Annotated in this window: 24 protein-coding genes; 7 read left to right on the top strand and 17 right to left on the bottom strand. The window is 72.5% G+C overall.

Translation table 11 applies throughout. From position 1 onward, the window contains the following. The first annotated feature begins 200 nt into the window (after positions 1 to 200). Together ACFQSB_RS29140 and ACFQSB_RS29145 are read left to right on the top strand one after the other, a co-directional pair. The gene (locus ACFQSB_RS29140) at positions 201 to 1,160 is read left to right on the top strand and encodes a LysR family transcriptional regulator (RefSeq protein ID WP_380830079.1); all 960 of its coding nucleotides are present in this window, start codon (positions 201 to 203) and stop codon (positions 1,158 to 1,160) included. Positions 1,161 to 1,312: 152 nt separating this feature from the next. After that, positions 1,313 to 2,455 (top strand): S1 family peptidase, encoded by a 1,143-nt coding sequence (locus tag ACFQSB_RS29145; RefSeq protein WP_380830080.1) that lies wholly within the window; start codon positions 1,313 to 1,315, stop codon positions 2,453 to 2,455. 166 nt (positions 2,456 to 2,621) lie between these two features. Here the strand turns inward: ACFQSB_RS29145 and fabG are convergent, their stop codons facing one another. The 7 genes from fabG to ACFQSB_RS29180 form a co-directional block, all read right to left on the bottom strand. Then, a complete protein-coding gene (fabG, locus tag ACFQSB_RS29150; protein WP_380830081.1) occupies positions 2,622 to 3,380 on the bottom strand; it encodes a 3-oxoacyl-ACP reductase FabG in 759 nt (252 codons plus the stop codon). A 114-nt stretch (positions 3,381 to 3,494) separates the two neighbouring features. Continuing rightward, positions 3,495 to 4,430, bottom strand: a complete 936-nt coding sequence (locus ACFQSB_RS29155; protein WP_380830082.1) for a sugar kinase — start codon at positions 4,428 to 4,430, stop codon at positions 3,495 to 3,497. Next, positions 4,427 to 5,098, bottom strand: coding sequence for a bifunctional 4-hydroxy-2-oxoglutarate aldolase/2-dehydro-3-deoxy-phosphogluconate aldolase (locus ACFQSB_RS29160; protein WP_380830083.1), 672 nt, complete (start codon positions 5,096 to 5,098; stop codon positions 4,427 to 4,429). Before ACFQSB_RS29160 ends, ACFQSB_RS29155 begins: the two co-directional genes overlap by 4 nt. Next, positions 5,091 to 5,927: a hypothetical protein gene (locus ACFQSB_RS29165; RefSeq protein ID WP_380830084.1), complete on the bottom strand. Its 837-nt coding sequence runs from the start codon at positions 5,925 to 5,927 to the stop codon at positions 5,091 to 5,093. Before ACFQSB_RS29165 ends, ACFQSB_RS29160 begins: the two co-directional genes overlap by 8 nt. Continuing rightward, positions 5,921 to 7,066, bottom strand: a complete 1,146-nt coding sequence (gene dgoD / locus ACFQSB_RS29170) for a galactonate dehydratase (RefSeq protein WP_380830085.1) — start codon at positions 7,064 to 7,066, stop codon at positions 5,921 to 5,923. Before dgoD ends, ACFQSB_RS29165 begins: the two co-directional genes overlap by 7 nt. Beyond that, positions 7,063 to 7,254, bottom strand: a complete 192-nt coding sequence (locus ACFQSB_RS29175) for a hypothetical protein (RefSeq protein WP_380830086.1) — start codon at positions 7,252 to 7,254, stop codon at positions 7,063 to 7,065. Before ACFQSB_RS29175 ends, dgoD begins: the two co-directional genes overlap by 4 nt. Continuing rightward, positions 7,251 to 7,982 carry an SDR family NAD(P)-dependent oxidoreductase gene (locus ACFQSB_RS29180; protein WP_354836759.1) on the bottom strand — a complete coding sequence of 244 codons (732 nt, stop codon included), beginning with the start codon at positions 7,980 to 7,982 and terminating at the stop codon, positions 7,251 to 7,253. Before ACFQSB_RS29180 ends, ACFQSB_RS29175 begins: the two co-directional genes overlap by 4 nt. Before the next feature lie 173 nt (positions 7,983 to 8,155). Here ACFQSB_RS29180 and ACFQSB_RS29185 point away from each other — a divergent pair, with 173 nt between their 5' ends. Then, the gene (locus tag ACFQSB_RS29185) at positions 8,156 to 9,019 is read left to right on the top strand and encodes a helix-turn-helix domain-containing protein (RefSeq protein WP_380830087.1); all 864 of its coding nucleotides are present in this window, start codon (positions 8,156 to 8,158) and stop codon (positions 9,017 to 9,019) included. A 157-nt stretch (positions 9,020 to 9,176) separates the two neighbouring features. Here ACFQSB_RS29185 and ACFQSB_RS29190 read toward each other — a convergent pair whose 3' ends face one another. Genes ACFQSB_RS29190 through ACFQSB_RS29210 form a run of 5 tightly spaced genes read right to left on the bottom strand, consistent with a single transcriptional unit; the run spans position 9,177 to position 16,996 of the window. Next, positions 9,177 to 11,324 (bottom strand): alpha-galactosidase, encoded by a 2,148-nt coding sequence (locus ACFQSB_RS29190; protein WP_380830088.1) that lies wholly within the window; start codon positions 11,322 to 11,324, stop codon positions 9,177 to 9,179. Between the two features lie 16 nt (positions 11,325 to 11,340). Then, the gene (locus tag ACFQSB_RS29195; RefSeq protein WP_354916036.1) at positions 11,341 to 12,204 is read right to left on the bottom strand and encodes a carbohydrate ABC transporter permease; all 864 of its coding nucleotides are present in this window, start codon (positions 12,202 to 12,204) and stop codon (positions 11,341 to 11,343) included. Then, entirely contained in the window at positions 12,197 to 13,117 is a 921-nt protein-coding gene (locus ACFQSB_RS29200; RefSeq protein WP_380830089.1) for a carbohydrate ABC transporter permease, read from the bottom strand. The genes ACFQSB_RS29195 and ACFQSB_RS29200 overlap by 8 nt, the downstream gene beginning before the upstream one ends. Before the next feature lie 14 nt (positions 13,118 to 13,131). After that, positions 13,132 to 14,400, bottom strand: a complete 1,269-nt coding sequence (locus ACFQSB_RS29205) for an ABC transporter substrate-binding protein (RefSeq protein WP_354836772.1) — start codon at positions 14,398 to 14,400, stop codon at positions 13,132 to 13,134. Positions 14,401 to 14,449: 49 nt separating this feature from the next. Beyond that, positions 14,450 to 16,996, bottom strand: coding sequence for a glycoside hydrolase family 97 catalytic domain-containing protein (locus tag ACFQSB_RS29210; protein WP_380830090.1), 2,547 nt, complete (start codon positions 16,994 to 16,996; stop codon positions 14,450 to 14,452). Positions 16,997 to 17,443: 447 nt separating this feature from the next. Here ACFQSB_RS29210 and ACFQSB_RS29215 point away from each other — a divergent pair, with 447 nt between their 5' ends. The 3 genes from ACFQSB_RS29215 (at position 17,444) to ACFQSB_RS29225 (ending at position 19,721) form a co-directional block, all read left to right on the top strand. Beyond that, positions 17,444 to 18,130: an endonuclease III domain-containing protein gene (locus ACFQSB_RS29215; protein ID WP_380830091.1), complete on the top strand. Its 687-nt coding sequence runs from the start codon at positions 17,444 to 17,446 to the stop codon at positions 18,128 to 18,130. Positions 18,131 to 18,405: 275 nt separating this feature from the next. Next, the gene (locus ACFQSB_RS29220; protein WP_380830092.1) at positions 18,406 to 18,687 is read left to right on the top strand and encodes a hypothetical protein; all 282 of its coding nucleotides are present in this window, start codon (positions 18,406 to 18,408) and stop codon (positions 18,685 to 18,687) included. 158 nt (positions 18,688 to 18,845) lie between these two features. Continuing rightward, complete coding sequence (locus ACFQSB_RS29225; RefSeq protein WP_380830093.1) at positions 18,846 to 19,721, top strand: aminoglycoside phosphotransferase family protein; 876 nt, start codon at positions 18,846 to 18,848, stop codon at positions 19,719 to 19,721. Between the two features lie 34 nt (positions 19,722 to 19,755). Here the strand turns inward: ACFQSB_RS29225 and ACFQSB_RS29230 are convergent, their stop codons facing one another. Beyond that, positions 19,756 to 20,811 carry a hypothetical protein gene (locus ACFQSB_RS29230; protein WP_380830094.1) on the bottom strand — a complete coding sequence of 352 codons (1,056 nt, stop codon included), beginning with the start codon at positions 20,809 to 20,811 and terminating at the stop codon, positions 19,756 to 19,758. Then, positions 20,808 to 21,302 carry a SigE family RNA polymerase sigma factor gene (locus ACFQSB_RS29235; RefSeq protein ID WP_380830095.1) on the bottom strand — a complete coding sequence of 165 codons (495 nt, stop codon included), beginning with the start codon at positions 21,300 to 21,302 and terminating at the stop codon, positions 20,808 to 20,810. The genes ACFQSB_RS29230 and ACFQSB_RS29235 overlap by 4 nt, the downstream gene beginning before the upstream one ends. A gap of 239 nt (positions 21,303 to 21,541) precedes the next feature. On the opposite strand from ACFQSB_RS29235, the gene ACFQSB_RS29240 reads away from it, so the two are divergent. Next, entirely contained in the window at positions 21,542 to 22,108 is a 567-nt protein-coding gene (locus tag ACFQSB_RS29240; protein ID WP_380830096.1) for a hypothetical protein, read from the top strand. Between the two features lie 243 nt (positions 22,109 to 22,351). Here the strand turns inward: ACFQSB_RS29240 and ACFQSB_RS29245 are convergent, their stop codons facing one another. The 3 genes from ACFQSB_RS29245 to ACFQSB_RS29255 form a co-directional block, all read right to left on the bottom strand. Continuing rightward, positions 22,352 to 22,519, bottom strand: coding sequence for a DUF397 domain-containing protein (locus ACFQSB_RS29245; RefSeq protein ID WP_380830097.1), 168 nt, complete (start codon positions 22,517 to 22,519; stop codon positions 22,352 to 22,354). Then, a complete protein-coding gene (locus ACFQSB_RS29250) occupies positions 22,516 to 22,950 on the bottom strand; it encodes a hypothetical protein (RefSeq protein WP_380830098.1) in 435 nt (144 codons plus the stop codon). Before ACFQSB_RS29250 ends, ACFQSB_RS29245 begins: the two co-directional genes overlap by 4 nt. Positions 22,951 to 23,084: 134 nt before the next feature. After that, positions 23,085 to 23,339 carry a DUF397 domain-containing protein gene (locus tag ACFQSB_RS29255; RefSeq protein ID WP_380830099.1) on the bottom strand — a complete coding sequence of 85 codons (255 nt, stop codon included), beginning with the start codon at positions 23,337 to 23,339 and terminating at the stop codon, positions 23,085 to 23,087. Between the last annotated feature and the right edge of the window lie 19 nt (positions 23,340 to 23,358).

The raw sequence follows: 23,358 nt of genomic DNA on the forward strand, positions 1-23,358 counted from the left end.
TTCCTCCGCGCCGCACCGGCCGCCGAGCCGCCGTTCACGCTTCTTGACAGAGCAGGGCGAGGATGACTCGCCTTTTTTCGACGACCTCGCCCAGCATCATCGCAGCTCAGCGGCGCGATCAGCATGATCCTACAAATTGCAGTCAGATTTGGTGACATATCGGCATTGCGGGCATAACATCCCGGCCGTACGTTCCCGGTATGGATCTGGAGCTCCGTCACCTCAAGATCGTGCGCGCGGTCGCCGAGGCAGGGAGCGTCACCAAGGCGGCCACCCAGCTAGGACTGGCTCAGCCGTCGCTCACCGCGCAGCTCAAACGGATCGAGCGCACGCTCGGAGGCGCCCTCTTCGAACGCGACCGCAACGGCGCCCGGCCGACCCCCCTCGGCGAACTCGTCCTGACCCGGGCCCGCGTCCTGCTGCCCGCCGTGCGGGAACTTCAGGAAGAGGCGGTGCGCTTCGCCAACACCTACACCGGCATCGCGGGCTTCCGCATCGGCGCCACCCACGGGCCGATCCTCGGCGGCCTCGTCGAACGCCTCACCGGCGCCCATCCCTCCACCCCCATCAGCACCCGCACGTCCTGGTCGGCGCGGGAGCTGACCACCCTGGTCGGCGCCGGACGGCTGGACTTCGCCCTCATCGGCACCTGCGGGGAGTCGGCACCACCGGCCGCCGAGGCCATGACCTGGGCCGTCGTCGGCACCGACCCGGTGTTCGTGCTCTTACCCGAAGACCATCCGCTGGCCGGCGACAAGGAGGTGGAGCTGTCCGGGCTCGCCGGCGAGGGCTGGGCCGTCGCGCCGGGGGACGGCTGCTTCGCCGACTGCTTCGCCGGGGCGTGCGCCCGCGCCGGGTTCGTCCCCCGGCACATGTACGAGACCGACGTCTCCACCTGCCTGCACCTGGTCAAGGCGGGCAAGGCCGTGGCCCTGTGCCAGGCGACGTTCGAGCTGAGCGCCGGGCTGGTCATGATGCCCGTCGCCGGGACCCCGCTGCGCTGGAGGCACCTGCTGGGATGGCACTCCGACTCCCTGGCCGCCCGCACGGCCCCCCTGGTCACCGACCACGCCAGGGACGCGCACGCCGAGGCCGTCCGGCGCAACGACCGCTACACCGACTGGCTGACCGCCAACCCGAGGTTCGGCATGATCCCCTGACCCGTGGCCACGCCTCCCCGAGCGGCGATACGGCACGATCCGTCATCCGTGCGCGCTTCCATAACGCGGCGATAGGGACCAAACGATAGCTCCGCGCCTGGCGTGAGCGCAGTTACGGTGACGACACCCCCCAAACACCGAGGAGAGAGCCCATGCTCCGCAGACGCACGGTCACCGCCGGATGCGCTCTAGCAATCAGTGTCCTCACCCTCATGGCAGCCCCGGCCGTCGCCGAACGCGCACCGGCCGCCGCGAGCCCCAAGCCCGCCCCCGCGATGATCGACGCGATGACCCGCGACCTCGGCATCAACAAGGAGCAGGCCGAGTCCCGCCTTCTCAACGAGGCCCGGTTCATGGGCGTCGAGAAGTCCTACACCGACAAGCTCGGCGCCGGTTACGCCGGTTCCTGGCTCAGCGGGCCCACCTCCTCGACCCTGACGGTCGCCACCACCGACGCCGCCGCGCTCACCGGCATCCAGGGCACCGGCGTGCGGGGCAAGCTGGTCGCGCACAGCCTCGCGACCCTCGACGCGGCCAAGGCCGCCCTGGACAGGACCGCCGCCACGCAGGCGCACGGGTCGACCCCGGTGTGGTTCGTGGACGTGCCCACCAACAGCGTGGTCGTCCAGTCGTCGCAGCCGGCCGAGGCCCAGGCCTTCATCGCCGCCAGCGGCGTGGACGCGTCCCTGGTGCGGGTCGAGCAGTCCAGCGAGCAGCCCCAGACGTTCTACAACCTGCGGGGCGGCGAGGCCTACTACATCAACAGCTCGGCCCGCTGCTCGATCGGCTTCTCGGTGCGCAGGGGCAGCACGCCCGGCTTCGTCAGCGCCGGCCACTGCGGCCGGGCCGGCAACTCCACCGCCGGCTACAACCGGGTCGCGCAGGGCACCTTCCAGGGCTCGGTGTTCCCGGGCAGCGACTACTCCTACATCGCGGTGAACAGCAACTGGACGCCCACCTCGCAGGTGGCGTACGGCAACGTGACCGTCACCGGCTCCAGCGTCGCCGGCGTCGGCGCCTCCATCTGCCGGTCCGGCTCCACCACCGGCTGGCACTGCGGCACCGTCCAGCAGCGCAACACCAGCGTCACCTACTCTCAGGGCACGGTCGGCGAGGTCACCCGCACCAACGTCTGCGCCGAGCCCGGTGACTCCGGCGGCTCCTTCATCTCCGGCAGCCAGGCCCAGGGCATGACCTCGGGCGGGTCCGGAAACTGCAGCTCCGGCGGCACCACGTTCTTCCAGCCGGTCAACGAAGTCCTCTCCGCCTATGGCCTCACCCTGGTCACCGGGTAGCAGCCCTCCCACCCGGTAACACGGAGCGCCGCCCTCCCCGGAGGGCGGCGCTCCCGCCGCGGACGGGCACGGACCGGCCGCACGGGGACCCTCCGCGCGGGACCGGCCGGCGGACCACCCGTTCAGGCTCGTCCGGCGGGTCGGCCGCTCAGGATCGTCCGGCGGATCAGCCGCGGGGGCCGCCCGCCACGTAGACGACCTGCCCGCTGACGAACCCGGCGTCCTCGCCCACCAGGAAGGCGACGACCGCCGCGACGTCTTCGGGCCGTCCCGCCCGGCCGACCGGGATCTGCGCGACCCGGGCGGCGCTGAACTCCTCGAACGACTGACCGACCCGCGCGGCGGTGGCCCGGGTTATGTCGGTGACGATGAAGCCGGGCGCGACCGCGTTGACCGTCACGCCGAACCGGCCGAGCTCGATGGCCAGCGTCTTGGTGAACCCCTGCAGCCCGGCCTTGGCCGCGGCGTAGTTGGCCTGCCCGCGGTTGCCCAGGGCGGAGGTCGACGACACGTTGACGATGCGTCCCCAGCCGGCCTCGACCATGTGCCGCTGCGCCGCCCGGCTCATCAGGAACGACCCGCGCAGGCTCACGTCGACGACCTGGTCCCAGTCCTCCTCGGTCATCTTGAACAGCAGGTTGTCCCGGGTGACGCCCGCGTTGTTCACCAGCACCGCGGGCGGCCCGAGCTCGGCCGCCACGCGGCGCACGGCCTCGGCGGCCTGCCCGGCGTCGGCGACGTCGGCGCCGACGGCGATCGCCCGGCCGCCCGCGCTCTCGATCTGCTCGGCCGTCCCGCGCGCGTCGGACTCCACGAGGTCGACCACCGCCACCGGCGATCCCGCCGCCAGCCGCCGCGCCACCGCCGCCCCGATGCCGCGGGCCGCTCCCGTCACGATGGCCGTCCGCCCTGCCGAAGCCGTCACCTGTCCTCCTCGCGCTCGCGGCCACCGCCCGGTGACCCCTCAGGGGCCGCCAGCGTAACCGCCGCCGCACGCCGCCGCCGCACGCCACAGGCATCGGGCGCGGCGGTGGCCCGCTCACCTCAGGGTGGCGCCGGGCGGGGCGGCGAGCAGGTCCAGCTCCCCCCGCGCGGGGAGTCCTTCCCAGTCGCCCGGGGAGCCGACGGCGAAGGCCGCGGTGGTCGTGGCCCGGTCCAGACGGCCGGCCAGGTCCAGGCCGTCCAGCACGGCCGACAGGTAGCCGGCGACGAACGCGTCCCCGGCGCCCACGACGTCGGCGACCCGCACCGGGCGGGCGGGCCGGTGCGCCGTCCCGCCCGCCGTGTAGGCGCTGGCGCCCTCGGCGCCCCGCTTGACGACGACCTCCGCCACGCCTGCCTCGAGCAGCGCCGCCACCCGTTCCGCCTCCGTCAGCGCCTGCGGCGGGGCGAGCAGTTCCAGCTCGTCCTCCGAGGCGACGGCGATCGACAGCCGGGGGGCCAGCGGCCGGAGCGCCCGCGCCGCCTCCTCCCGTCCCCACAGGCGGGAGCGGTGGTTGACGTCCAGGCAGACCCGCGCGCCGCACTCCACCGCCGCGCGCACGGCCGCCGCCGGGCCGGGGCCGAGGGCGGGGGTGATGCCGGTGACGTGCACGATCGTGGGCGGCGGGTCGAGCGCGGGCAGGACGTCCTCGGGCCGCAGGAAGGAGGCCGCCGAGCCGGCCCGGTGGTAGATCACCCGGGTCAGCTCGCCGACGCGCCGCTCCAGCAGCATCAGCCCGGTGGGCCCGCGGGGGTCGGAGCGCGCGTGGGACACCTCGACGCCCTCGGCCCGCAGCGTGCGCAGCACCAGTTCGCCCGTCTCGTCCTCGCCGACCAGGCCGGTCCACCGGACGCGGTGGCCGAGCCGGGCCAGGCCGATCGCGACGGTGGACTCGGCGCCGGCGACCGACAGCCGCATGGCGCCGCCGAGCCGGATCGGGTCGCGCGCCCGCAGGGACGCCATCGTCTCGCCGAAGGTGGCCACGTCGATCACAGCACGTCCCTGAAGGCGCGGACGCGTGCCCTGAGCTCGGTGAGGCTTCCGCCGTCGGCGGCGTCGCCCACCAGCGGCGAGCCGACGCCGACCGCGACCGCGCCGGCCCGCAGGTACCCGGCCGCCGCAGCCGCGTCCACCCCGCCCACCGGCACGAACGCGACCTCGGGGAACGGGTCGCGCAACGCGCGCAGGTAGCGCTCGCCGCCCAGCGAGGCGGGGAACAGCTTGACGGCGGCGGCTCCCGCGCCGAGCGCGGCCACGACCTCGGTGGGGGTGAACGCGCCCGCGAGGACCGGCAGGCCGAGGGACCGGCCCCGCGCGACGGACGCGGAGACGGCCGGGGTGACCAGGTAGGACGCGCCCGTCTCGGCGGCCGCGTCGGCGTCGGCGGCCGACAGGACCGTCCCCGCGCCGAGCTCCGCCGCCTCGCCGAGAGCCGCGCGCGCACGGCGCAGGACCTCCAGCGCGCCGGCGGTGACCAGCGACACCTCCACCAGCTCGACGCCCTCCTCCACCAGGGTGAGCACCGTGCGCAGGGCCGCGCCGGCGTCCCGGCCGCGGACGATCGCCACCAGGCGCCGTCCGGCCAGCGTCGACAGGAAACGCGCCTCACGCGCCCCGTCCAGCGGGGATTCAGCGGGTGATTCAGTGTTCGATTCAGGCATCGCTCATCCGTTCCGCGGCCACGACCAGCCGCCAGGTCAGTTCGCCGGACGGCGGGACCACCGCCGCGTCCCCCGGCCCGGCCTCCTCCAGGTCGAAGACCGCGCCGAGCATGGGTTCCACGCCGATGCTGCGGTACGGCGCGCGGGCGGGGAACCCGCCGAGGTTACGCCACAGCGCGGTGGACACCGGCACCCCGCCGGGCGCCTCCAGCCGCAGCAGCAGCGCGTCGGCTCCGTCGGTCACCCGGACGGCGGCGCAGCGCAGCACCGCGCCCGCCGCGGTGCCGTCGCACGGGCCGAACCGGTCGAGCGGCAGGCCCAGCGGAGCGGGCCAGCGGCCCTCAAGGTAGGGCACGCCGTCGGGCCAGGGACGCCCCAGCAGGCCGGCGGCCTCCGGGTACACCCTGGTCACGGTGCCTGCGGGGGCGACCAGCCGCGCGTCATCGCCGACGTCGAGCAGCGCGTGGGCCGTCCAGACGAAGGCGTACCCGGGGTCGGCCGACAGCCGGTACTCGGCGACCACCGCCCCGGCCTCCTCGGTGACCCGGCGCAGCAGCTCGTAGCCGGCGCCGCGCACGCGGGCCCGCGCCGCCGTGCCCTCCCAGGGCCGGCTCCACGCGTCGCCGTGGTCGGGCAGGCCGCGCACCGTGGGAAGGCACTCCTCCACGCCGCCGGCGTCGACGAACTCCGCGCCGGGGGCCACGTCCGCGCGGGCCGGGTCCGGGCGCGACCACAGCCACTCGCGCCCGCCCCCGGCGAGCGAGGTCCACCTGCCGCCGCGCGCCAGGTCGAAACGGGGGTGAAGGGGGATCCGAAGGGTCGTCACCATTCCGCGAACGCCCCGTCCTCGTGCCGCCAGACGGGATTGCGCCAGGCGTGCCCCCGCTGGTCGGCGCGCCGCACGGCCGCCTCGTCGATCTCCACGCCGAGTCCCGGCCCGGTGGGACGGGCGGCGTGGCCGTCGGTGAAGCGGAACACCTCCGGGTCGAGCACGTAGCCGAGCAGGTCGTCGCCCTGGTCGTAGTGGATGCCGATCGAGTGCTCCTGGATGAGGAAGTTCGGGGTGGCGAAGGCCACCTGGAGGCTGGCGGCCAGCGCCAGCGGGCCGAGCGGGCAGTGCGGGGCGAGCTGGGCGTCCCAGACCTCGGCGAGGGCGGCGATCCTGCGGGTCTCGGAGATGCCGCCCGCGTGCGACAGGTCGGGCTGCACCACGGCGACCCCCGCCTCCAGCACCGGCCGGAAGTCCCAGCGCGAGTACAGCCGTTCCCCGGTGGCGATCGGGACGCCGCTCGCGCCCACCACCTCGCTCAGCACGTGCGGCCGGTCGGGCAGCACGGGCTCCTCGGCGAACAGCGGGTGGAACGGCGCGATGAGCGGCAGGACGCGCCGCGCGCCGGCCGCGGTGAAGCGGCCGTGGAAGTCGACGGCGACGTCGCGGTGCGGGCCGAGCAGTTCCCTGGCCAGCGCCACGCGGTCGACGATGCCGGCGACCTCGGCGGCCGTCGGCAGCGGGGACGTCCGGCCGGCGGCGTTCATCTTGACCGCGGTGAACCCGGCCTCGACGCGGGCGGCGATGCCGTCGGCGAGCTCGGCCGGCTCGTCCCCGCCGACCCAGGCGTACATGCGCACCCGGGAGCGCACCGGGCCGCCGAGCAGCACGTGGACGGGAGCGTCGTGCACCTTGCCGGCGATGTCCCACAGGGCCTGGTCGAGCCCGGCGAGGGCGCTGGAGAGCACCGGGCCGCCCCGGTAGAAGCCGCCCTTGGACATGACCTGCCAGTGGTCCTCGACGCGCAGCGGGTCGCGGCCGATGAGGTACTCGGCGAGCACGTGCACGGCCGCGCGGACCACCTCCGCGCGTCCCTCCACGACCGGCTCGCCCCAGCCGACCACGCCTTCGTCGGTCTGCACCCGGCAGAACAGCCACCGCGGCGGCACGAGGAAGGTCTCGACCCCGGTGATCCTCACCGCGCCCTCCGCCCCGGGCCGACCACGGCGTCGCGGCCGGCCACCGAATCCCGTACGGCCGCGGAATCCCGGGCGGTCGCCGGATGCCGGACGGTCGCCGAATGCCGGACGGTCGCCGTGTTCTCGCCGGTCACGGCATGCCGGCCGGCGGCGTCGTACCGCCGGGCCGCGTCGTACCGGCCGGTCACGCGGAGTCCTTGACCGCGCTCCAGCCGCCGTCGACGACCAGGCACGCTCCTGTCACGTACGAGCTCTCCTCGCAGGCGAGGAAGGTCACCGCGGCCGCGACCTCCTCGGGCCGGCCGAAGCGGGCGGCGGCCGTGCCGGCGGCGCTGCGGCGGCGGTCCTCCTGCCCGATGCCGTCCCAGGCGGGGGTGAGGATCGGCCCGGGAAGCACGGTGTTGACCCGCACCTCGGGGCCGTACTCCACGGCGAGCTGGCGGCCCAGCGACACCAGGCCGCCCTTGGCCGCCGCGTAGGCGGGGTGGGACGGCAGGCCCGCGATGGCGTGCACGGAGGAGCTGAGCACCACCGCGCCGCGCGCGTCGCGCAGGAGGCCGACGCAGGCGCCGATCGCGAGGTAGGCCGCCTTGAGGTTGACCGCGATCTGCCGGTCCCAGTCGCTCTCGGCGAGTTCGTGGGCGGGGGCGCGCACCACCACGCTGGCGTTGCTGTGCAGCACGTCCAGCCGGCCGAACTCCTCGCGCGCCGCCTCGGCGACCCGCCGCCAGGCCGCGGAGTCGGCGACGTCGCCGGTGATCGGCAGCACCCCTGGCCGGTCCGGGCCCTGGTCGGCCACGTCGACCGCGATCACCCGCGCGCCCTCGCACAGGAAGCGGTCCACGACCGCGGCGCCGATCCCGGAGGCCGCGCCGGTCACCACGGCGACCTTCCCGGCCAGTAATCCCCGTCCCATGATCTCCATCCCCCAGGTCGTGAGGAGGCCGCCCGGCTGGACGGCCTCCGTGATCGGCCGGGCACGTGTCTCGGGTGGCCGGCGCCACCAGTCAACCGGCGGCGAGCGCCGCGGGGAATGGCGGATGTACGGCACTGCCTGGACAATCCGATGGTCCATGCCATACTGAGCCGATGCCGATCCAGGAGGGGTTCCGCAACCAGCGGCTGACCGTCGTCCCGCGCCGCGTCACCGCGGAGGCGCAGGCGCGCCCGGTGACCAGACGCCTTCAGGTCACCGACTGCGGCTACTACCCCAACGCGACCGACCACCTGATGAGGAGGCCGAACGGCACCGAGGAGACCGTCCTCATCCTGTGCGCGGCGGGCGCGGGGTGGGCGGACGTGGGCGGCGCCCAGCACCGCGTCGGGCCGAGCGCGGCCCTGGTCATCCCGCGCGGCGCCCCGCACTCCTACGGCGCGTCTTCCGAGGCACCCTGGACGATCTGGTGGTGTCACCTTCGGGGCGGCGATCTGGCCGAGCTGGTCGGGGAGATCGGCGTGAGCGCGTCCAGGCCGGTGATCCCCATCCGGCGGCTGGACCGGGCGATCGCCCTGCTCGACGAGATCGTCACCGTCCTCGAACGCGACCACTCGCCGGCCAGCCTGATGGGCGCCGCGGGCGCGGCATGGAAGCTCCTCACGCAGATCGCCGCCGACCGGGTCATGCCGGCGCCCGGCGACCCGCTGCAGCGGGCCATGGCCTACCTGGCCGAACGGCTCGACGGCACCGTGCGGGTCGCCGACCTGGCGTCACTGGTCGGCGTCTCCCCCTCCCACCTGAGCGCGCTGTTCCGCCGCGCGACCGGCGGCGGCGTGCTGGCCCACCACACGGCGCTCCGCATGGCCCAGGCGCGCAACCTGCTGGACACGACGGACGCGACGGTCGCCGCGATCGCCCGCGAGGTGGGTTACCACGACCCGTTCTACTTCTCCCGCCACTTCAAGCGGCTGCACGAGACCAGCCCGACGGAGTACCGCAACCGCGCCAAGGGCTGACGCCCCGGACGCGGGCGCGTCCCCTCTCCCTGCCGTCACGGCCGGCCGGCCCGGAAGGCGGGTCCGTCTCCGGCCCGGCCAGGCCCCGGCGCGGGACCGTCCCAGGGCCGGCCAGGCCCCGGCGCGGGACCGTCCCGAGGGCGCCGGTCACGGCCGTTCAGGCGCCGGTCACGCGCAGCAGCACCGACCGGTCGACGTCCAGTGAGGGCGCCTCGACGCCGGCCAGCCGCAGCACCCGGCCGGGCATGGTGACCCCCTCGCGCTGCCAGGGCGGGAGCACGGCGGCCGCCGCGGGCGGCTCCCCCGGGTACACCGCCCGCACGGTGTAGAGCCGGTCGTCGTCCAGCCCGGGCAGCCGGACGCGGCCCGGCGGCCAGGTCGCGGGCCGGGCGACGACGCTGAACGCGTACAGCGCCTCGCTCCGGTCGGCCGCGACGACGCCCTCCAGCCGGAGGGCCGGGTCGGGCAGGTCGGCGTGCACCACCTGACCCGAGTGCAGCAGGCTCCGGTGCTCCTTGTGGAAGGCGACCCAGCGGGCGAGCCCCGCGCGGGTCGCGTCGTCGGCGGTGAGCAGGTTCACCTCGATGCCGAGATGTCCCCACAGCGCCTTCTCCGCCCGGTAGTCCAGCGGGTGGGCGCGGTGGGTGGTGTGCGACTCCTCGGCGCCGATGTGGGTGCCCTGCATCTCCGGCGGCACCAGCAGGCCCGTCCAGCGCTGGATCTCCAGCCGCTCGTGCGGGTCGTTGCAGTCGCTCGGCCAGACGCGGTCGGCGAAGTCAAGGACGCCGAGGTCCACGCGCCCGCCGCCGCTGGCGCACGACTCGATCTCCAGACCGGGGTGGGCGGCCTTGAGCTCGGCCATCAGCCGGTAGACCTGCTCCACCTGCCGCCGCACGCCCGGCCTGCCGTCCGGGCCGTGCCCGGCGTCGAGCAGGTACCGGTTGTGGTCCCACTTGATGTAGGCGATGCCGAGGGCCGCCACCAGCGCGCTCATCCGCTCCAGCACGTGGGCGTAGGCGCCAGGGTGGCCGAGGTCCAGGACGTGCTGGTGCCGGGAGGGCAGGCCGGGGCCGTGCCCGGCGTCGAAGACCCATTCCGGGTGCTCGCGGGCCAGCTCGGAGTCCAGGTTGACCATCTCGGGCTCGAACCAGAGGCCGAAGTCCATGCCCAGTTCGCGGACCCGGGCGGCGAGCGGTTCCAGGCCGTCCGGCCACACCCGCGGGTCGACCGTCCAGTCGCCCAGCGAGCTGGTGTCGTCCCTGCGGCCGAGGAACCAGCCGTCGTCCAGCACGAACCGCTCGGCGCCGACCTCGGCTCCGCGTTCGGCGAGCGCCACCAGGGCCTGCAGGTCGTGCCGGAAGTAGACCGCCTCCCAGGTGTTGAGCACGACCGGCCGTGGTGAGCGGGGGTGCCCGGGCCGCGACCGCAGGTGCCGGTGGAACCGCGCGGCGAGCTCGTCCAGCCCCGTGCCCCACGACCCGTACTGCCACGGGGTCCGGTACCACTCGCCCTGCCCGAGCACCACCTCGCCCGCGAGCAGGATCTCCCCCGCCGCCAGGTGCCTGGTGCCCGCGGGCGTCCGCTCGGCGGCGAGCACCTGGTCGCCGCTCCAGGCGAGATGCGTCGCCCACACCTGGCCGTGCCGGAACCCGAAGCCCTCCTCGCCGGCGACCAGCAGCGTCGTGTGCTCCAGCCCCGGCTTGCCCCCTCGGGAGGCCCGGACCCACTCGCCGACGTGGAACGGGCGGCGCTGCGGCACGCGCTCCAGCGCCCACCGCCCGGTCAGGTCGAGGATCTCCGTCGCCTCGGACGGGACGGGAAGGGCCAGTTCGAGGTGCCCGACCCGGTACGGCGCCGCGGCGTCGTTCCTGAGGCGGGCCCGCTGCCGGACCAGGCCGCTCGCGGCGAACACCTGGATCTCGATCTCGGCGGTGAGGCCGTACTCGGGGTCGTGCGCGGTGCAGCGCAGCAGCGGCCCGCCGTCCGCCTCACCGTCCAGGTGGTAGGCCGCGTCCCGGAACTTCGGCGCCCAGCGGCGGCCGTCGTCGTCGCCGGTGAGCCCGGGACGTCCGAGCCAGCCCTCCGCGAGCTGCGGGAGGACCGGCACGGGCTGCGGATAGGTCACCGCGCTGTCGCCGATGGCGGGAAGCGCGGCCCTGCGCAGGTCGGCCAGCACGTCGCCGGTGAGCGGGCCGAGGTCCGGCCCCCAGTGCAGGATGCGCGGGAGCCGGCCGCCGTCGACGGCGACGACCAGGCCGGTGCCCCCGGCTCGCAGGTGGATCGGCGTGCGGGTGTCATCGTTCACTGGGCGTACTCCCCCGTCATCCCTTGAGTCCGCTGCTCGCGATGCCCGCGAAGAACTGCCGTTGCAGCACCAGGAAGACGATCACGAGCGGTATCGAGCACACGAACGCCCCGGCCATCAGCGTCGGGTAGTCCGTGCCGAACTGTCCCTGCAGCCCCGCGAGGCCCACCGGCAGCGGCCGGTTCTCCCCCGAGGGCGAGACGATGAGCGGCCACAGCAGGTCGTTCCACGAGTACAGGCCGGTCAGCACGGCGAGCGCGGCCAGGGTGGGCCTGGCCATCGGCAGCATGACGTGCCAGAACACCTGGAAGGTGTTGGCGCCGTCGAGCCGGGCCGCCTCCTCGTAGTCCTTGGGCATCGTGCGGAACGCCTGGCGCATCAGGAAGGTGCCGAACGCCGAGAACAGGCCGGGGATGGCGAGCGCCGGCAGGGTGTCCAGCAGGTTCAGGCCGCGGACCAGGTCGTACTGGCCGATCAGGAACAGCTGGCTCGGCACCATCAGCATGAGGATGAACAGCCCGAACAGCGGCTCGCGCCCCCGGAAGCGGATGCGGGCGAAGGCGTACCCGGCGAGCGAGGCCACCGCGAGCTGGCCCGCGACCCGCAGCACCAGCGCGCCGGCCGACACGCCGAACATCGACCAGAACGGCACGGTGGAGAAGAACGTCCCGAACGAGCGCAGCGAGAAGGCGTCAGGCAGGACGGTCGGCGGGATCCTGGTCGCCTCGGCGGTGGTCTTGAACACGGTGAGGATCTGCCAGGCGAACGGCACCACCATGACGACGGCCGCGACGATGAGCACGGCGTGGATCGTCCAGGTGGAGGCCGCTCCCCCGCGTCGGCGGCGGCCCGGCCCGGAGCGGGCGGCGGACTCAGCCATAGAACACCCACGATCTCTGGAGGCGGAACTGCAGGGCCGTGGCGATCATGATCACGATGAGCAGCACGACCGCGATGGCGGCGCCATAGCCCTGGTGGAACTGGACGAACGCCTTCTCGTAGAACAGGTACACGATCGTCTTGGAGTCGGCCAGGGCGGTGTTGTTCACCCCGCGCAGCATCACGAAGATCAGGTCGAACATCTGCAGGGCGGCGATCACGCTGAGGATCGTGACGAAGAAGATGCTCGGGGTGAGCAGCGGCACGGTGATGTGGCGGAACTGCCGGACGCGCCCGGCGCCGTCCAGGGCGGAGGCCTCGTAGAGGTCCTTCGGGATGGCCTGCAGCCCGGCGCCCAGGATGATCATGTTGATGCCGAGGCTCATCCAGATGCCGACCGCGCCGAACGCCCAGATGGTGTACCGGGGATCGGCGACCCAGAACCGGCCCTCGACGCCGAACCACGACAGCACGGTGTTCAGCAGCCCGAAGTCGCCGTTGTAGATGAACCGCCACACCATGCCGATGGCCACCGGCAGCGTCACCACCGGCAGGAAGAACAGCACGCGGTACACCGCCCGCCCCCGCCCTACCTGCTCGATCAGCGCGGCGAGTACGACGGCGAGCGGGATGCCGAGCAGGATGATCGCGGTGTAGAGGGCGGAGTTGCCGAACGCCTTCCAGAACTCCGGGTCGCCGAGCAGCTCGGTGTAGTTGCCGAGCCCCACGAACGTCGCCGGCCCGAACGCCGGCACGTCCTGGAAGCTCTTGATCACGGTGGACAGGAACGGCCACAGATACAGGGCGGCCAGGCCCAGCACCGCCGGGGCGATGAAGGCGAACGCCCACCAGCCGCCGGGCTCGCCGACGCCCGCGCGGCGACCGGCCGGCCGCCGCACGGGTGTCGATGTCACAGTCTTGACGGACGTCATTGCTTCGCGAGCACCTTGTCCACGGCGTCCTGGTACTCCTTGGCCGCCTGCTGCACCGGCTTGTCGCCGTTCCACGCGGGAGTCAGGTACTGCGCGGCCAGGCCCTGCCACTCCGAGGCGTTGCCGGCGACCGGCAGCGGGACGCTGTAGTCGATGGCGTCGATGAAGACCTTCAGGTTGAACTCCGGCATCGCGTCGAGCCACGGCTGCTGGGTGCCCTTGTAGGCGGGAAGCACCGTCCCGGTGGCCGCCTGGATCTCGGCCGCCTTGGTGCCGCCGAGGAAGGCCAGGAACTTCTTCAGCTCCTCGGGGTGCTTGGACCCCGCGTACCCGGCGTTGCCGATGCCGCTGGTGACGGTGGCGCGCTTGACGCCCTGCGGCAGCGGCGCGACGTCGACCTTGCCCTTCAGGTCGGGGTTGTTGTGCAGGCGGAAGGCCCAGTACGCGCCGGAGAAGTACATGGCGACCTTCTGGTTCTCGAACATCGAGACGGCCTCGGTGTCCGAGAGCTGCTGCAGGGTCGGCGACACGCCCGCCGCCTGCAGGTCGGCCCAGAACTTCAGGCCCGCGACGCCGGCCGGGCTCGCGAAGTCCGAGGCGGTGCCCTCCGGATTGACGATCTGCGCGCCGGCCTGCAGCATCGTGTTGTAGAAGCCGCCCTGCGCGTCGATCGGCGCCGCGATGCCCCACACCCCCTTGGCCTTGTCGGTGAGCTTCTTGGCGGCGTCCTGCACGTCCTGCCAGGTCCAGGTGTCGTCGGGGTGGGCGACCTTGGCCGCGTCGAACAGCGCCTTGTTGTACCAGATGCCGTTGGTGTCGAAGTCCTTGGGCAGCGCGAAGACCTTGCCGTCCAGGGTGTAGGAGTCCGAGACGGCCTTGGGGTAGACGCTCATGTCGATGCCGGCCGACTTCACCGTGCCGGACAGGTCGAGGAGCTGGCCGCCCTTGGCGTACTCGCGGAAGTGGTCGGCGAGCATCCAGAACGCGTCCGGCGCGGTGCCGCCCGCGGCGCCGACCTGGAGCGTCGACCAGTACTCCGTCCACGGCAGCGTCTGGATCTTGACGGTGATGGTGGGGTTGGCCTTCTCGAACTCGGCCGCGATCTGCTTCATCGCGGGCGACTGGTCCTCGCTCCAGTTGGCGTAGGTCAGCGTGACCTTCTCCGTCGATGACGAGGTCGACGCGCCGCCGGACCCGCCCGAACAGGCGGTCAGGACCGTCGCCGCCGCGGCCATCGCCGCGGCGGCCATCCACTTGCGTTTCATGGTGTTCCTCTGATCGTGCTGTGCCCCGGTCGTCGTGACCGGCGCGGTTTCATCGGCTGGTGGATGCGACGCGCAGGGTCGTGTCGACCCAGTCGACGTGGACACCGGTGTCGTCCGGCGTCGCCGTCTCGCTGCGCAGGCAAAGGGTCTGGACGCCCCGGACGTCCACGGTGAACGCCGTGACGGGCTTGCCCGCCTCGACGACGGCGGTGAACAGCTCGCGGCCGTCGCCGAGGACGCCGACCCGGGCGACGCCGGTCGACTCGTCGTCCACGCCGACGGCGCCGGTGAAGGCATCGGCGTGCCCGCCGAGGTGGAAGCGCGCCTCGGAGTACGGCGCCGTGCCCAGGCCGCGCGCGAAGCCCTCGCCGGCCACGCGCATGGGCCGCCCGTCTCCGGGGTTGCCCGCGCCGTTGGACTGGTCGCGTTCGACGGGGCCGTCGTCGTTGACGAAGGCGATCATCGGCAGGTCGGACAGCGCGTGGTCGCCGGGCGTCAGCGGGCGCACGACCCGCGCGTGTGCGACGACCGGAACGCCGCCGTCGCCGTCGCGTTCCACCGTCACGACCCCGAGCCGCCCGGGCGCCAGCGAACGATCGGGGCGCACCACCCACCCTTCCGCGCCGTCACGGTGGGCCGTCCGACCGTCCTCACCGTCACGGTGGGCCGTCCAGCCGGCCGGAAGGCGCATCCGGGCGCCCGCCTCGGTCGTGATCGTCGCGGTCCCGTCCGGGCCGACCTCGGCGACGGCCGGGTGCACGGCGGGCTGGGACTGCACGGGGCGCGGCACGGCCCGGAACAGCGGGGTTCCGGCCGGGGCGACGATGGCGACGAAGCCGCCGTCGCGGGCGACCTCCACGTCGATGCCGTCGCCCGCGGTCGTGGTGGTCTCCGCCAGCCCGGTGGCCGGCACCTCGCCGGTCGCGGGCGAGGCGTCGCCGACCACCCACACCTGGGCGTCCGCCCCCACCCCGATCAGGTCGAACGGCACGTGCAGGGCGCGCGCCCCGCCCGTGGCGATGCCACCCACGAACCAGCGGTCGCCGGACCGGCGGGCGACGACCGCGTGCTCGTCGGGGTCACCGGTCAGCAGCACCGTCTCCTCCCACCACGGCGCGAGCTCCGCCAGGAAGCGGGCCGCCAGCGGCCGGGCCGTGTAGGCGTCGACATGGTCGGCGAAGTGCGTGATCCCGCACTCGAACGCCACCGAGAGCCCGAGTTCGTGGCCGTCGCTCGTCGTGCGGTTCGCCGCGCCGAAGGCGACCGGGGTGGCGTCCATGCCGCCGACGACGTTGCGGGTGAACGGCTGGATCACGTTGTGCGCGGCGGTGAGCGCCTGGTTCTCGAAGAACACGTAGTACTCGGCGCCGCGGATCGCCTCGTACCCGATCACCTGGGGGAACGCGCGTCCCCAGCCGCGCGGGATGACCGAGCCGTGGAAGTTGACCATCAGGCCCAGGCGGGCGGTCTCGGCGAGGATCGTGTCGTACCAGCGGTAGCGGTCCTTGGACTCAGACTCCATGAAGTCGACCTTGATGCCGGCGACGCCCCACGACCGCCAGAGCGCGAGTTTGCGCAGGTCCTCGGGGCTGTTGAGGTCACGCCAGATGGTCCACAGGTGCACCTGGACGCCCCGGCGGCTCGCGTAGGCGACGATCTCGGGGACCCAGGTCTCCTCCCACCCGCAGTCGATCAGCAGGTGCTCCCAGCCGAGGCTCGCGGCGACGTCGACGAAGTGCTTCTGTTTCTCCACCTGCGCGCCGGAGTAGAAGTCCGACCACCACGACCAGGCCGCGCGGCCCGGCCGCACCCACGTGGCCTCCTCCAGCTCGGGCGCGGCGGGCGGCGCCAGCTCGTCCACGAACAGCGAGGACACCAGCCGGGACAGCGTCCCCACCAGGAAGACCCGCCACGGCGTCACCAGGCCTCGGGTGACCTCGACGGCCTCGTCGGCCGGCGCGAAGCGCAGCGTCCGCCCGCCGGCCGCCCCGGGTTCGCCCACCTCGGCGTGCGCGCCGGAGAACCGGCCGTCGATGCCGGACTCGGTGACCAGCACATGCCTGGTGGCGTCGAGCCGGGTCAGGAAAGGGAACCCGTAAGCACCGCTCGGCAGTTCAGCGGTGCCGGCTCCGAACCGGGGCGTCTCGTACCAGGTCTGGTAGTCCAGCACCCAGCTCCTCGCCTCGGCCGGCAGCGTGACGGCGGTGCGGTCGCCGGTCAGCAGGGCGGTGCCGTCCAGGGCGGGCAGCGCGTAGCGGACGGCCACGCCGTCGGGCCCGGTCCGCAGGATGACCTGCCACTCGACGCCGGCCTCGCGGAAGGTGCGGACGGTCTCGCGGTGCTCGTAGTGGTGCTCGCCCACCGCCTTGCCCGAGCGGGCGCGGAACCGGTCGCGGACCGTGCGCTCCACGACGCCCGCCGGTTCGGGGTTGAGGCCGAACTCGACGCCGTCCAGCGAGAACCCCAGCGGGATCCCGTCAAGGACCACCTCGCCGTCGCACGCGACGGTCAGACGCACCCCCGTGTCCGTGGCACGGACCCAGGCGCTCACCGCACCCGGACCCGTCGCGGGGCCGGGACGTACTTCGTCGGTCACGAGGTTCTCCATCACGATGCCGTCCGACTCTCTGCCGTGGCGGATCACCGCCACATATCGATGACGCTGTCGATCACGTCACCGCACGTAACATGGGCTTTCACAGGTACCAGATAGACGATCCGACGGCCCCGGCGGGACGGTGTTCACCTCGCGCCCAGCGGGCCGACGGTCGCGGAGGCGTCGCCGCCGCCGGTCGGGTCCGTTGCGCCATCGGGCCTCCAAGGGGAACGATCGACCTGACTTCCTGGACTTCACCGAGGTGCGTCCGTTCAGGTGAGGTAACTATGAGCCCAGGTCGGAGGTCACAGGAATGGTCGAACCGGCGAACCACCTGGACGATCCGACTATCACGCCACCACTCACCACATGTGTCGTCATGATCAGGGCAGCGGGTAACGGCAGACGATCAGTGCAGCAGATGACGGCAGAGGAGGAAGGCGGGAGATGACCGAGGCCGATCGCGAGACCATCGAAGAGGTGCTCCGCCGGCTGCGCGCCCGGCAGGGGCCCTTCGTCCCGGGCAAGGCGCTACCCGTCGTCGACCAGGTGGTGGCCACCGTGCTCTCGCAGGCCACCTCCGACCGCAACTCCGAGCGGGCGTTCGCCACGTTGAAGACCCGCTTCCCGAGCTGGGAGCAGGCCGCCGACGCCCCCGTCGACGAGGTGGCCGACGCGATCAGGTGCGGCGGCATCGCCGACCAGAAGGCCCGGCGCATCCAGCACATCCTGGCGGTCATCGAGGAACGGGAGGGCCGCATCGACCTCGGCCGCCTGGACGGCCTCGACGACCAGGCCGTCGAGTCCTACCTCACCTCACTGCCCGGCGTCGGCCCGAAGACGGCCGCCTGCGTGCTGGTCTTCTCGATGGGACGCCCCGCCTTCCCCGTCGACACCCACGTCCACCGCGTGACCGGCCGGCTCGGCTGGATCCCGCCCGGCACCACCGCCGAGAAGGCCCACCGGCTCCTGGCCCCCCGCGTCCCTCCGGAGATCCGGCACGAACTCCACATCGCCCTGATCGTCCACGGCCGCACCATCTGCCAGTCCCGCCGCCCCCGCTGCGAAACCTGCCCCCTCACCGACCTCTGCGACTACTACGCCACCACCTACACCCCCACCGCCGAACACTGACGGCTCCCAGGCTGGACGCGGAACCCCTCTGTGAACCCGGCCGGTGGAGTTGCGGGCCCGGCAGTCACGGGGCCCATGGGTCGCGAGCTCAGGAGGTCACCGGCCCGGTAGGCCGCGCCCTCGCCGTCGGGGCCGCCGCCCTCGAACCACCGCCGTCGAACCACCGCCGTGCCGCGTCCGGGAGCTGACCGCATCTGGACACCTCCGACCAGATCAGGGCAAGGCACCTCGGGTAAGGATGCACGCGTCCGTACCCCCCCCGGAAGGAGCGCCTGATGAATGCTCTGGTCACGCGCATGGCCGCCGTCTGCGCCACCGCCGTGCTCGCGAGTGCCCTCACCGCCGCGCCCGCCATGGCCATGGACGCCAACTACACCTGCACGAGCGGCAACCGGTTCCTCCTGTCCGACCTGCTGGGCTACTACATCACCGCCGGCGGCTGCACCGGGTCGGGCACCGGCACCTACGGCACCATCACCATCCCGTCCGGGAGCTACTTCTGCCAGAACGTGACCTACTTCCCGACCATCGACTACGCCAACGGCCAACACTGCTGAGCCCGGCCACACCACATGAACTGACCGGACCTGCCATAAATCAATATCGTCCGCCTTGCTCCCCGGCATAGGCTGCCTGTCCAGCGGCGCCCGGATCCCTCTCATCCCGTTCCCGGACGCACCATCGTCGTCGTACAGAAACGGCACCAGGTCTGACCGTGATCGACATAACCGCCGACCTCGTACGCGCCCTGGTCTCCGACCAGTTTCCCGAGTGGAGCGACCTGCCGGTCGAGCCGGTGGCCCGCCAGGGCTGGGACAACCGGACCTTCCGGCTCGGTGACCGGCTGGCCGTGCGCCTGCCCAGCGCCGAAGGCTACGTCGCCGCCGTGGAGAAGGAGAACCGCTGCCTGCCCGTCCTGGCCGCGCATCTGCCCCTGCCCGTGCCTGCGGTGGTCGCGGCGGGACGTCCGGCGGCCGGATATCCGTTCCCCTGGTCGGTACGGCAATGGCTGCCCGGAGGCACCGTCGAGGCGGCCACCGACCTCGACCGGTCCGAGCTGGCACGGGACCTCGGAGGCTTCCTGACCGCGCTGCGACGCGTCCCGGCGGACCACGGGCCGGCGGCCGGGCGGCACTCCTACTTCCGGGGCTGTCACCCCAGCGCCTACGGCGACCAGGTCGAGCACGCCCTGGACCGGCTCAAGGGAGTGGTCGACGTGACCGCCTGTGAGGCCGTCTGGACGAGCGCGCTGACCTCGGCCTGGCCGCACCCACCCGTCTGGTTCCACGGCGACGTGGCCGCCGGCAACCTGCTCACCACCGGCGGGAGGCTGTCGGCGGTCATCGACTTCGGCACCTGCGGGGCCGGCGATCCCGCGTGTGACCTCGTCATGGCGTGGACGTACTTCACCGGCGACGAGCGGAAGATCTTCCGCGGGGCGGCCGGCCTGTCCGACGACGCCTGGAGACGCGCACGCGGATGGGCGCTGTGGAAGGCGCTGGTGACCATGGCCGGCCTGTCCAGCCCCGACCCCGACGCCTTCCAGGCCCGCGTCCTCCCCCACGTACTGGACGATCCGGTCATCGAATGACCTCCGGCGCCGCACGTCCGTGACTCTCGACGATCTACCGGCGGCGCCAGAGGCCGACCGACCAGCGGACCGGACGGTTCGGCGCCTCGGGCGACATACTGAGCTTCACGGAGATGGTCACCTTCCTGCCCTTCGGTACCTCAAGATCGGCCAGCGCCAGGGGGATGGGCCCGCTCGTCCACACGGCGCACGTGCCCCGCGAGGCGAGGCGGTCGTTCACCTTGATCGTGAACCACAGCCGTGGGGCCACGTCCCCGGTGCAGATCTGGTCGATGGCGACCGGTTTTCCATCGCCGAGCACGTCGAACGCCAGTGACCTGTCCCGCGGCCAGGTGCCCGTCCGGGAGTCGGCCAGCCGGTAGCCCCGGAGCTCGGGCAGGGCCCGCGGCGCCGGCGGCTCGATCGGCCGCTCGGGTGGCGCCCACTCGTACACGGCCAGGGAGAAGGCGACCTTCCCGTTCTCCGGCGGCACACAGGAGCCCTTCGCCGCGACGCAGCCCCTCAGCCGGTCGACCAGCTCGAAGGAGACCCTGATCCGCTCGCCGGCGCCCGCGGGCACGGTCAGCGGCGCCAAAAGCCTGCCCTTCCCGCACGGCAGGAGGTCCCAGGGGGCCGCGGACACCGGCTTGCCGCCGATACGGATCCGCACCCCCATACTTGATCGGACGCCCCCGGAGCAGACCGCCGCGACGTCCAGCGGCCCGCCCGTGACCGGCACCGTCACGGTGGCCTTCCTGGAGCCGCCGGCCGCGACGGCAGCCGCGCCCAGGCGCCGGTACTCGGCGCCGTCGGCGGCGGTGAACGCCTCGGGCAGCGGATCCGGTCGCTGCGCGGGCCCGGCCCCCTGCGTGGACGTCCGGCCCGGCGACGGGGCGACCGCCACCGCGTCGGGACCCGGCTGGGCACGCCCCGGCAGGAAGGCCAGGCTCAGCACCGCGACCGCGCTCAACGCCGCGCCCGCGGCAACCGCGCGTCTGCGCCGTCGTATCGTGCGGATGCGCGCCCGGACCTGCTCGTTCCGGACGGGGTTGGCGGGGGCGGGGCCTTCACCATGGGAGCGCAGGACGTCCCGCAGATCTTGTACGGTCATCGGTACAACTCCTTCACGACCGAGTCGTCCACGCGCAGCTTGGCCAGCGCCTTGGCCGTCTGGCTCTTGACGGTGCCGGTTTCGCAGTCCATCAGCCGCGCCACCTCGGCCACCGGCAGGTCCTCGTAGAAGCGCAGCACCACCACGGCACGCTGCCGGGTGGGCAGCCGTCCCACGGCCCGCCAGAGCGCCTCGCGCTCGGCGAGATCGCCGGACCCCTCCGGTGCGGGCATGTCGGGAAAGTCGTCACGGGGCACCTCCCGCCGCCACCGCCTGCGCCACCACGAGGTGTAGGTGGTGACCAGCACCCGGCGCACGTACGCCTCGGGCTCCTCCACCCCCGGCCAGGCGAACCACGCCTTGGCCAGGGACTCCTGCAGCAGGTCCTCCGCCACGCCCCAGTCGCGGGTCAGCAAGTAGGCCGTGCGTAACAGCCGGTCGGACCTCGCCACCACGAAATCCTCATACAACGCCCGATCGGCCACCCGCATCCTCCCACCCGTCGCCCCCCGACCACGTCACCCAGGGGCCACCTCATCCGTCCCGTCCTCCGTGATGACGCATCGACCTCCGAACCGGGTTGCCCGCGCCACGACCACATCGGAGGCTTGATCGCCGAGGTAGGTCACGAAGCGGGTTGCACTGGGGCGGTGGAGCCGCCAGATGGTGCGATCTTCACAACCGCGAAGAGTAGTCATTCAACCTCGCCGAGTTACGCGATGATGGTGTGGTGCATCCCCTCCCCTCGGGCCTCGCCGGCTACATCGACGAATCGATCCACACGGACGCGCGACTGTACGTGATCGGACTCGTGATAATTGATCCGCGCACTACGACCGACATCAGAAGCCGGTTGGCAGTGCTCGTCCCGGCGGCTCGCCCGCCCCATTGGTCGATGGAGGATGAGCCGACACGCGCCGCCCTGATCAAGGAGATCACCTCCATGTCGATCTCGGCCCGGGTGTACGGCTGCCGTTTCGAGCGACCGAAACGCAAGGAGGCCGCACGGGCCCGCGCTCTGACGTGGCTTGTGCAAGACCTTCCCGGCCAGGTGCGCGACCTGACTCTGGCCCAACGCGAGCAGAACCAAGATCGACATGACCGCAAGGTTCTCGGCGGAGTAGCCGGACGACCGCCACGCTTCACTTACAGGCACGCGGCTTTCGCCGTCGAGCCGGCATTGTGGTTGGCGGATATCGTCGTCAGTTGCACAGCCAGACTGCTCGCATTGAATGAAGATCCCTCGAGCCGGGGGCTCGGAGAAATCTTGACATACGTGGGATGCGAGCCGATCTGACACCTGAAACGCGAAAGCCGGGCCACCACCTGCGGAGGTTAACCCGGCTTCACTTCATGACCCCGAGTGGGCCATGCATCACCTATAGTAGTCGTACCGCTGGCCCTGTCAAGCGGGTCGCCTTGGCTTCGGCGACGGTCCGCCGACCACGATGAGGTAAGCCCGGCAGCACAGAGGCCCAGCCCCGACGAGGACATGGCCTGAGCCGGAGCGCCGCCGGGCGTGGTGGCGAAGACCATCGAGCTACCGCGGTCCGCCGTCCTTGATGCCGTCCAGGAACGCGCGCCACTCGGCCCCGCCGAGCAGCGAGCGAGGGCCCTTGGGGTTCTTGGAGTCACGCACAGGTAGAGCAGTCCTCTGGACCTCCGCCGTGTCAGACTGTGGACGGCGACGGCGACGGCGAATAGTCACTCTTTCTTGGCGCCTGGGGACAAGGCAACGCGACGCCCCGCGAGGAGACCGGCCGCCATTCCGAGGCCGCAGACCAGCAGCGGCCAGCCGTACGGACGACGCGGTTCCCAGTCGTCGAGCACGAGCAACGCTCCGGACATCAGGACGCATGCGGTGGCGAACCACGTGAGACCACGGCCCACGACCCGATTACGCGCGCTCTTGAGCAGCATGAACAGAATGACGGCGAGCATCACACCTGGTAATGCCAGCTGCACGTAGTAGACGACCTGCCTGACGTCGTACGACTGCGCCTCCACGATGGGGGTCAGGGGAATTCCGATGAGCAGGGTGGCGATCGACACGGGGAAGGCCATCAGCAACATCAGCACAAATCCGTATAGGGAGTCCCCCAGCAGACCTACCATGGTCATCCAGGTGAGCACGCCCACCGCTGTCAGATAACACAGAAGGGCCGCAATCTCGGGTAACACGAGCCTGTCACCTGCGCGGTGAACCATAGCGCCTTTCGAACGGAGTCGGGGGGAGTGTCCATAGAGGCAAGCGCCGGGTGAAGGTCGCGGGCCTACCCCGCCTGATCGGCCCAGCCATCCTTTATGCCGCCGACGAATGCCCTCCAGACACTAGGTCTGAAGGCGATCACCGGCCCCGCCGTGTTCTTCGAGTCGCGCACAAGGCGAAGTTCGCCTCCCTCTTCGTTCCACAGCGCAGCCTCTTCCGGTACCCGCGCGAGGGCGAGTTCGACGCACCCATTCGCGCCCTCACTGAAGCTGCTCTTTCGCCAGTCTCGAGTGATGATCGGTTCTGCTGTTCGCGACACGCGAGTCCCCTTGTCTTGT

The organism is Sphaerisporangium rhizosphaerae (assembly GCF_042665155.1).
Classification (GTDB): Bacteria; Actinomycetota; Actinomycetes; order Streptosporangiales; family Streptosporangiaceae; genus Sphaerisporangium; species Sphaerisporangium rhizosphaerae.

Coding starts and splice junctions, on each gene's coding strand:
- ACFQSB_RS29140 (WP_380830079.1), top strand. CDS start 201: ATGGATCTGGAGCTCCGTCACCTCAAGATCGTGCGCGCGGTCGCCGAG.
- ACFQSB_RS29145 (WP_380830080.1), top strand. CDS start 1,313: ATGCTCCGCAGACGCACGGTCACCGCCGGATGCGCTCTAGCAATCAGT.
- ACFQSB_RS29160 (WP_380830083.1), bottom strand. CDS start 5,098: ATGCCTGAATCGAACACTGAATCACCCGCTGAATCCCCGCTGGACGGG.
- ACFQSB_RS29165 (WP_380830084.1), bottom strand. CDS start 5,927: ATGGTGACGACCCTTCGGATCCCCCTTCACCCCCGTTTCGACCTGGCG.
- ACFQSB_RS29180 (WP_354836759.1), bottom strand. CDS start 7,982: ATGGGACGGGGATTACTGGCCGGGAAGGTCGCCGTGGTGACCGGCGCG.
- ACFQSB_RS29185 (WP_380830087.1), top strand. CDS start 8,156: ATGCCGATCCAGGAGGGGTTCCGCAACCAGCGGCTGACCGTCGTCCCG.
- ACFQSB_RS29195 (WP_354916036.1), bottom strand. CDS start 12,204: ATGGCTGAGTCCGCCGCCCGCTCCGGGCCGGGCCGCCGCCGACGCGGG.
- ACFQSB_RS29205 (WP_354836772.1), bottom strand. CDS start 14,400: ATGAAACGCAAGTGGATGGCCGCCGCGGCGATGGCCGCGGCGGCGACG.
- ACFQSB_RS29215 (WP_380830091.1), top strand. CDS start 17,444: ATGACCGAGGCCGATCGCGAGACCATCGAAGAGGTGCTCCGCCGGCTG.
- ACFQSB_RS29220 (WP_380830092.1), top strand. CDS start 18,406: ATGAATGCTCTGGTCACGCGCATGGCCGCCGTCTGCGCCACCGCCGTG.
- ACFQSB_RS29230 (WP_380830094.1), bottom strand. CDS start 20,811: ATGACCGTACAAGATCTGCGGGACGTCCTGCGCTCCCATGGTGAAGGC.
- ACFQSB_RS29235 (WP_380830095.1), bottom strand. CDS start 21,302: ATGCGGGTGGCCGATCGGGCGTTGTATGAGGATTTCGTGGTGGCGAGG.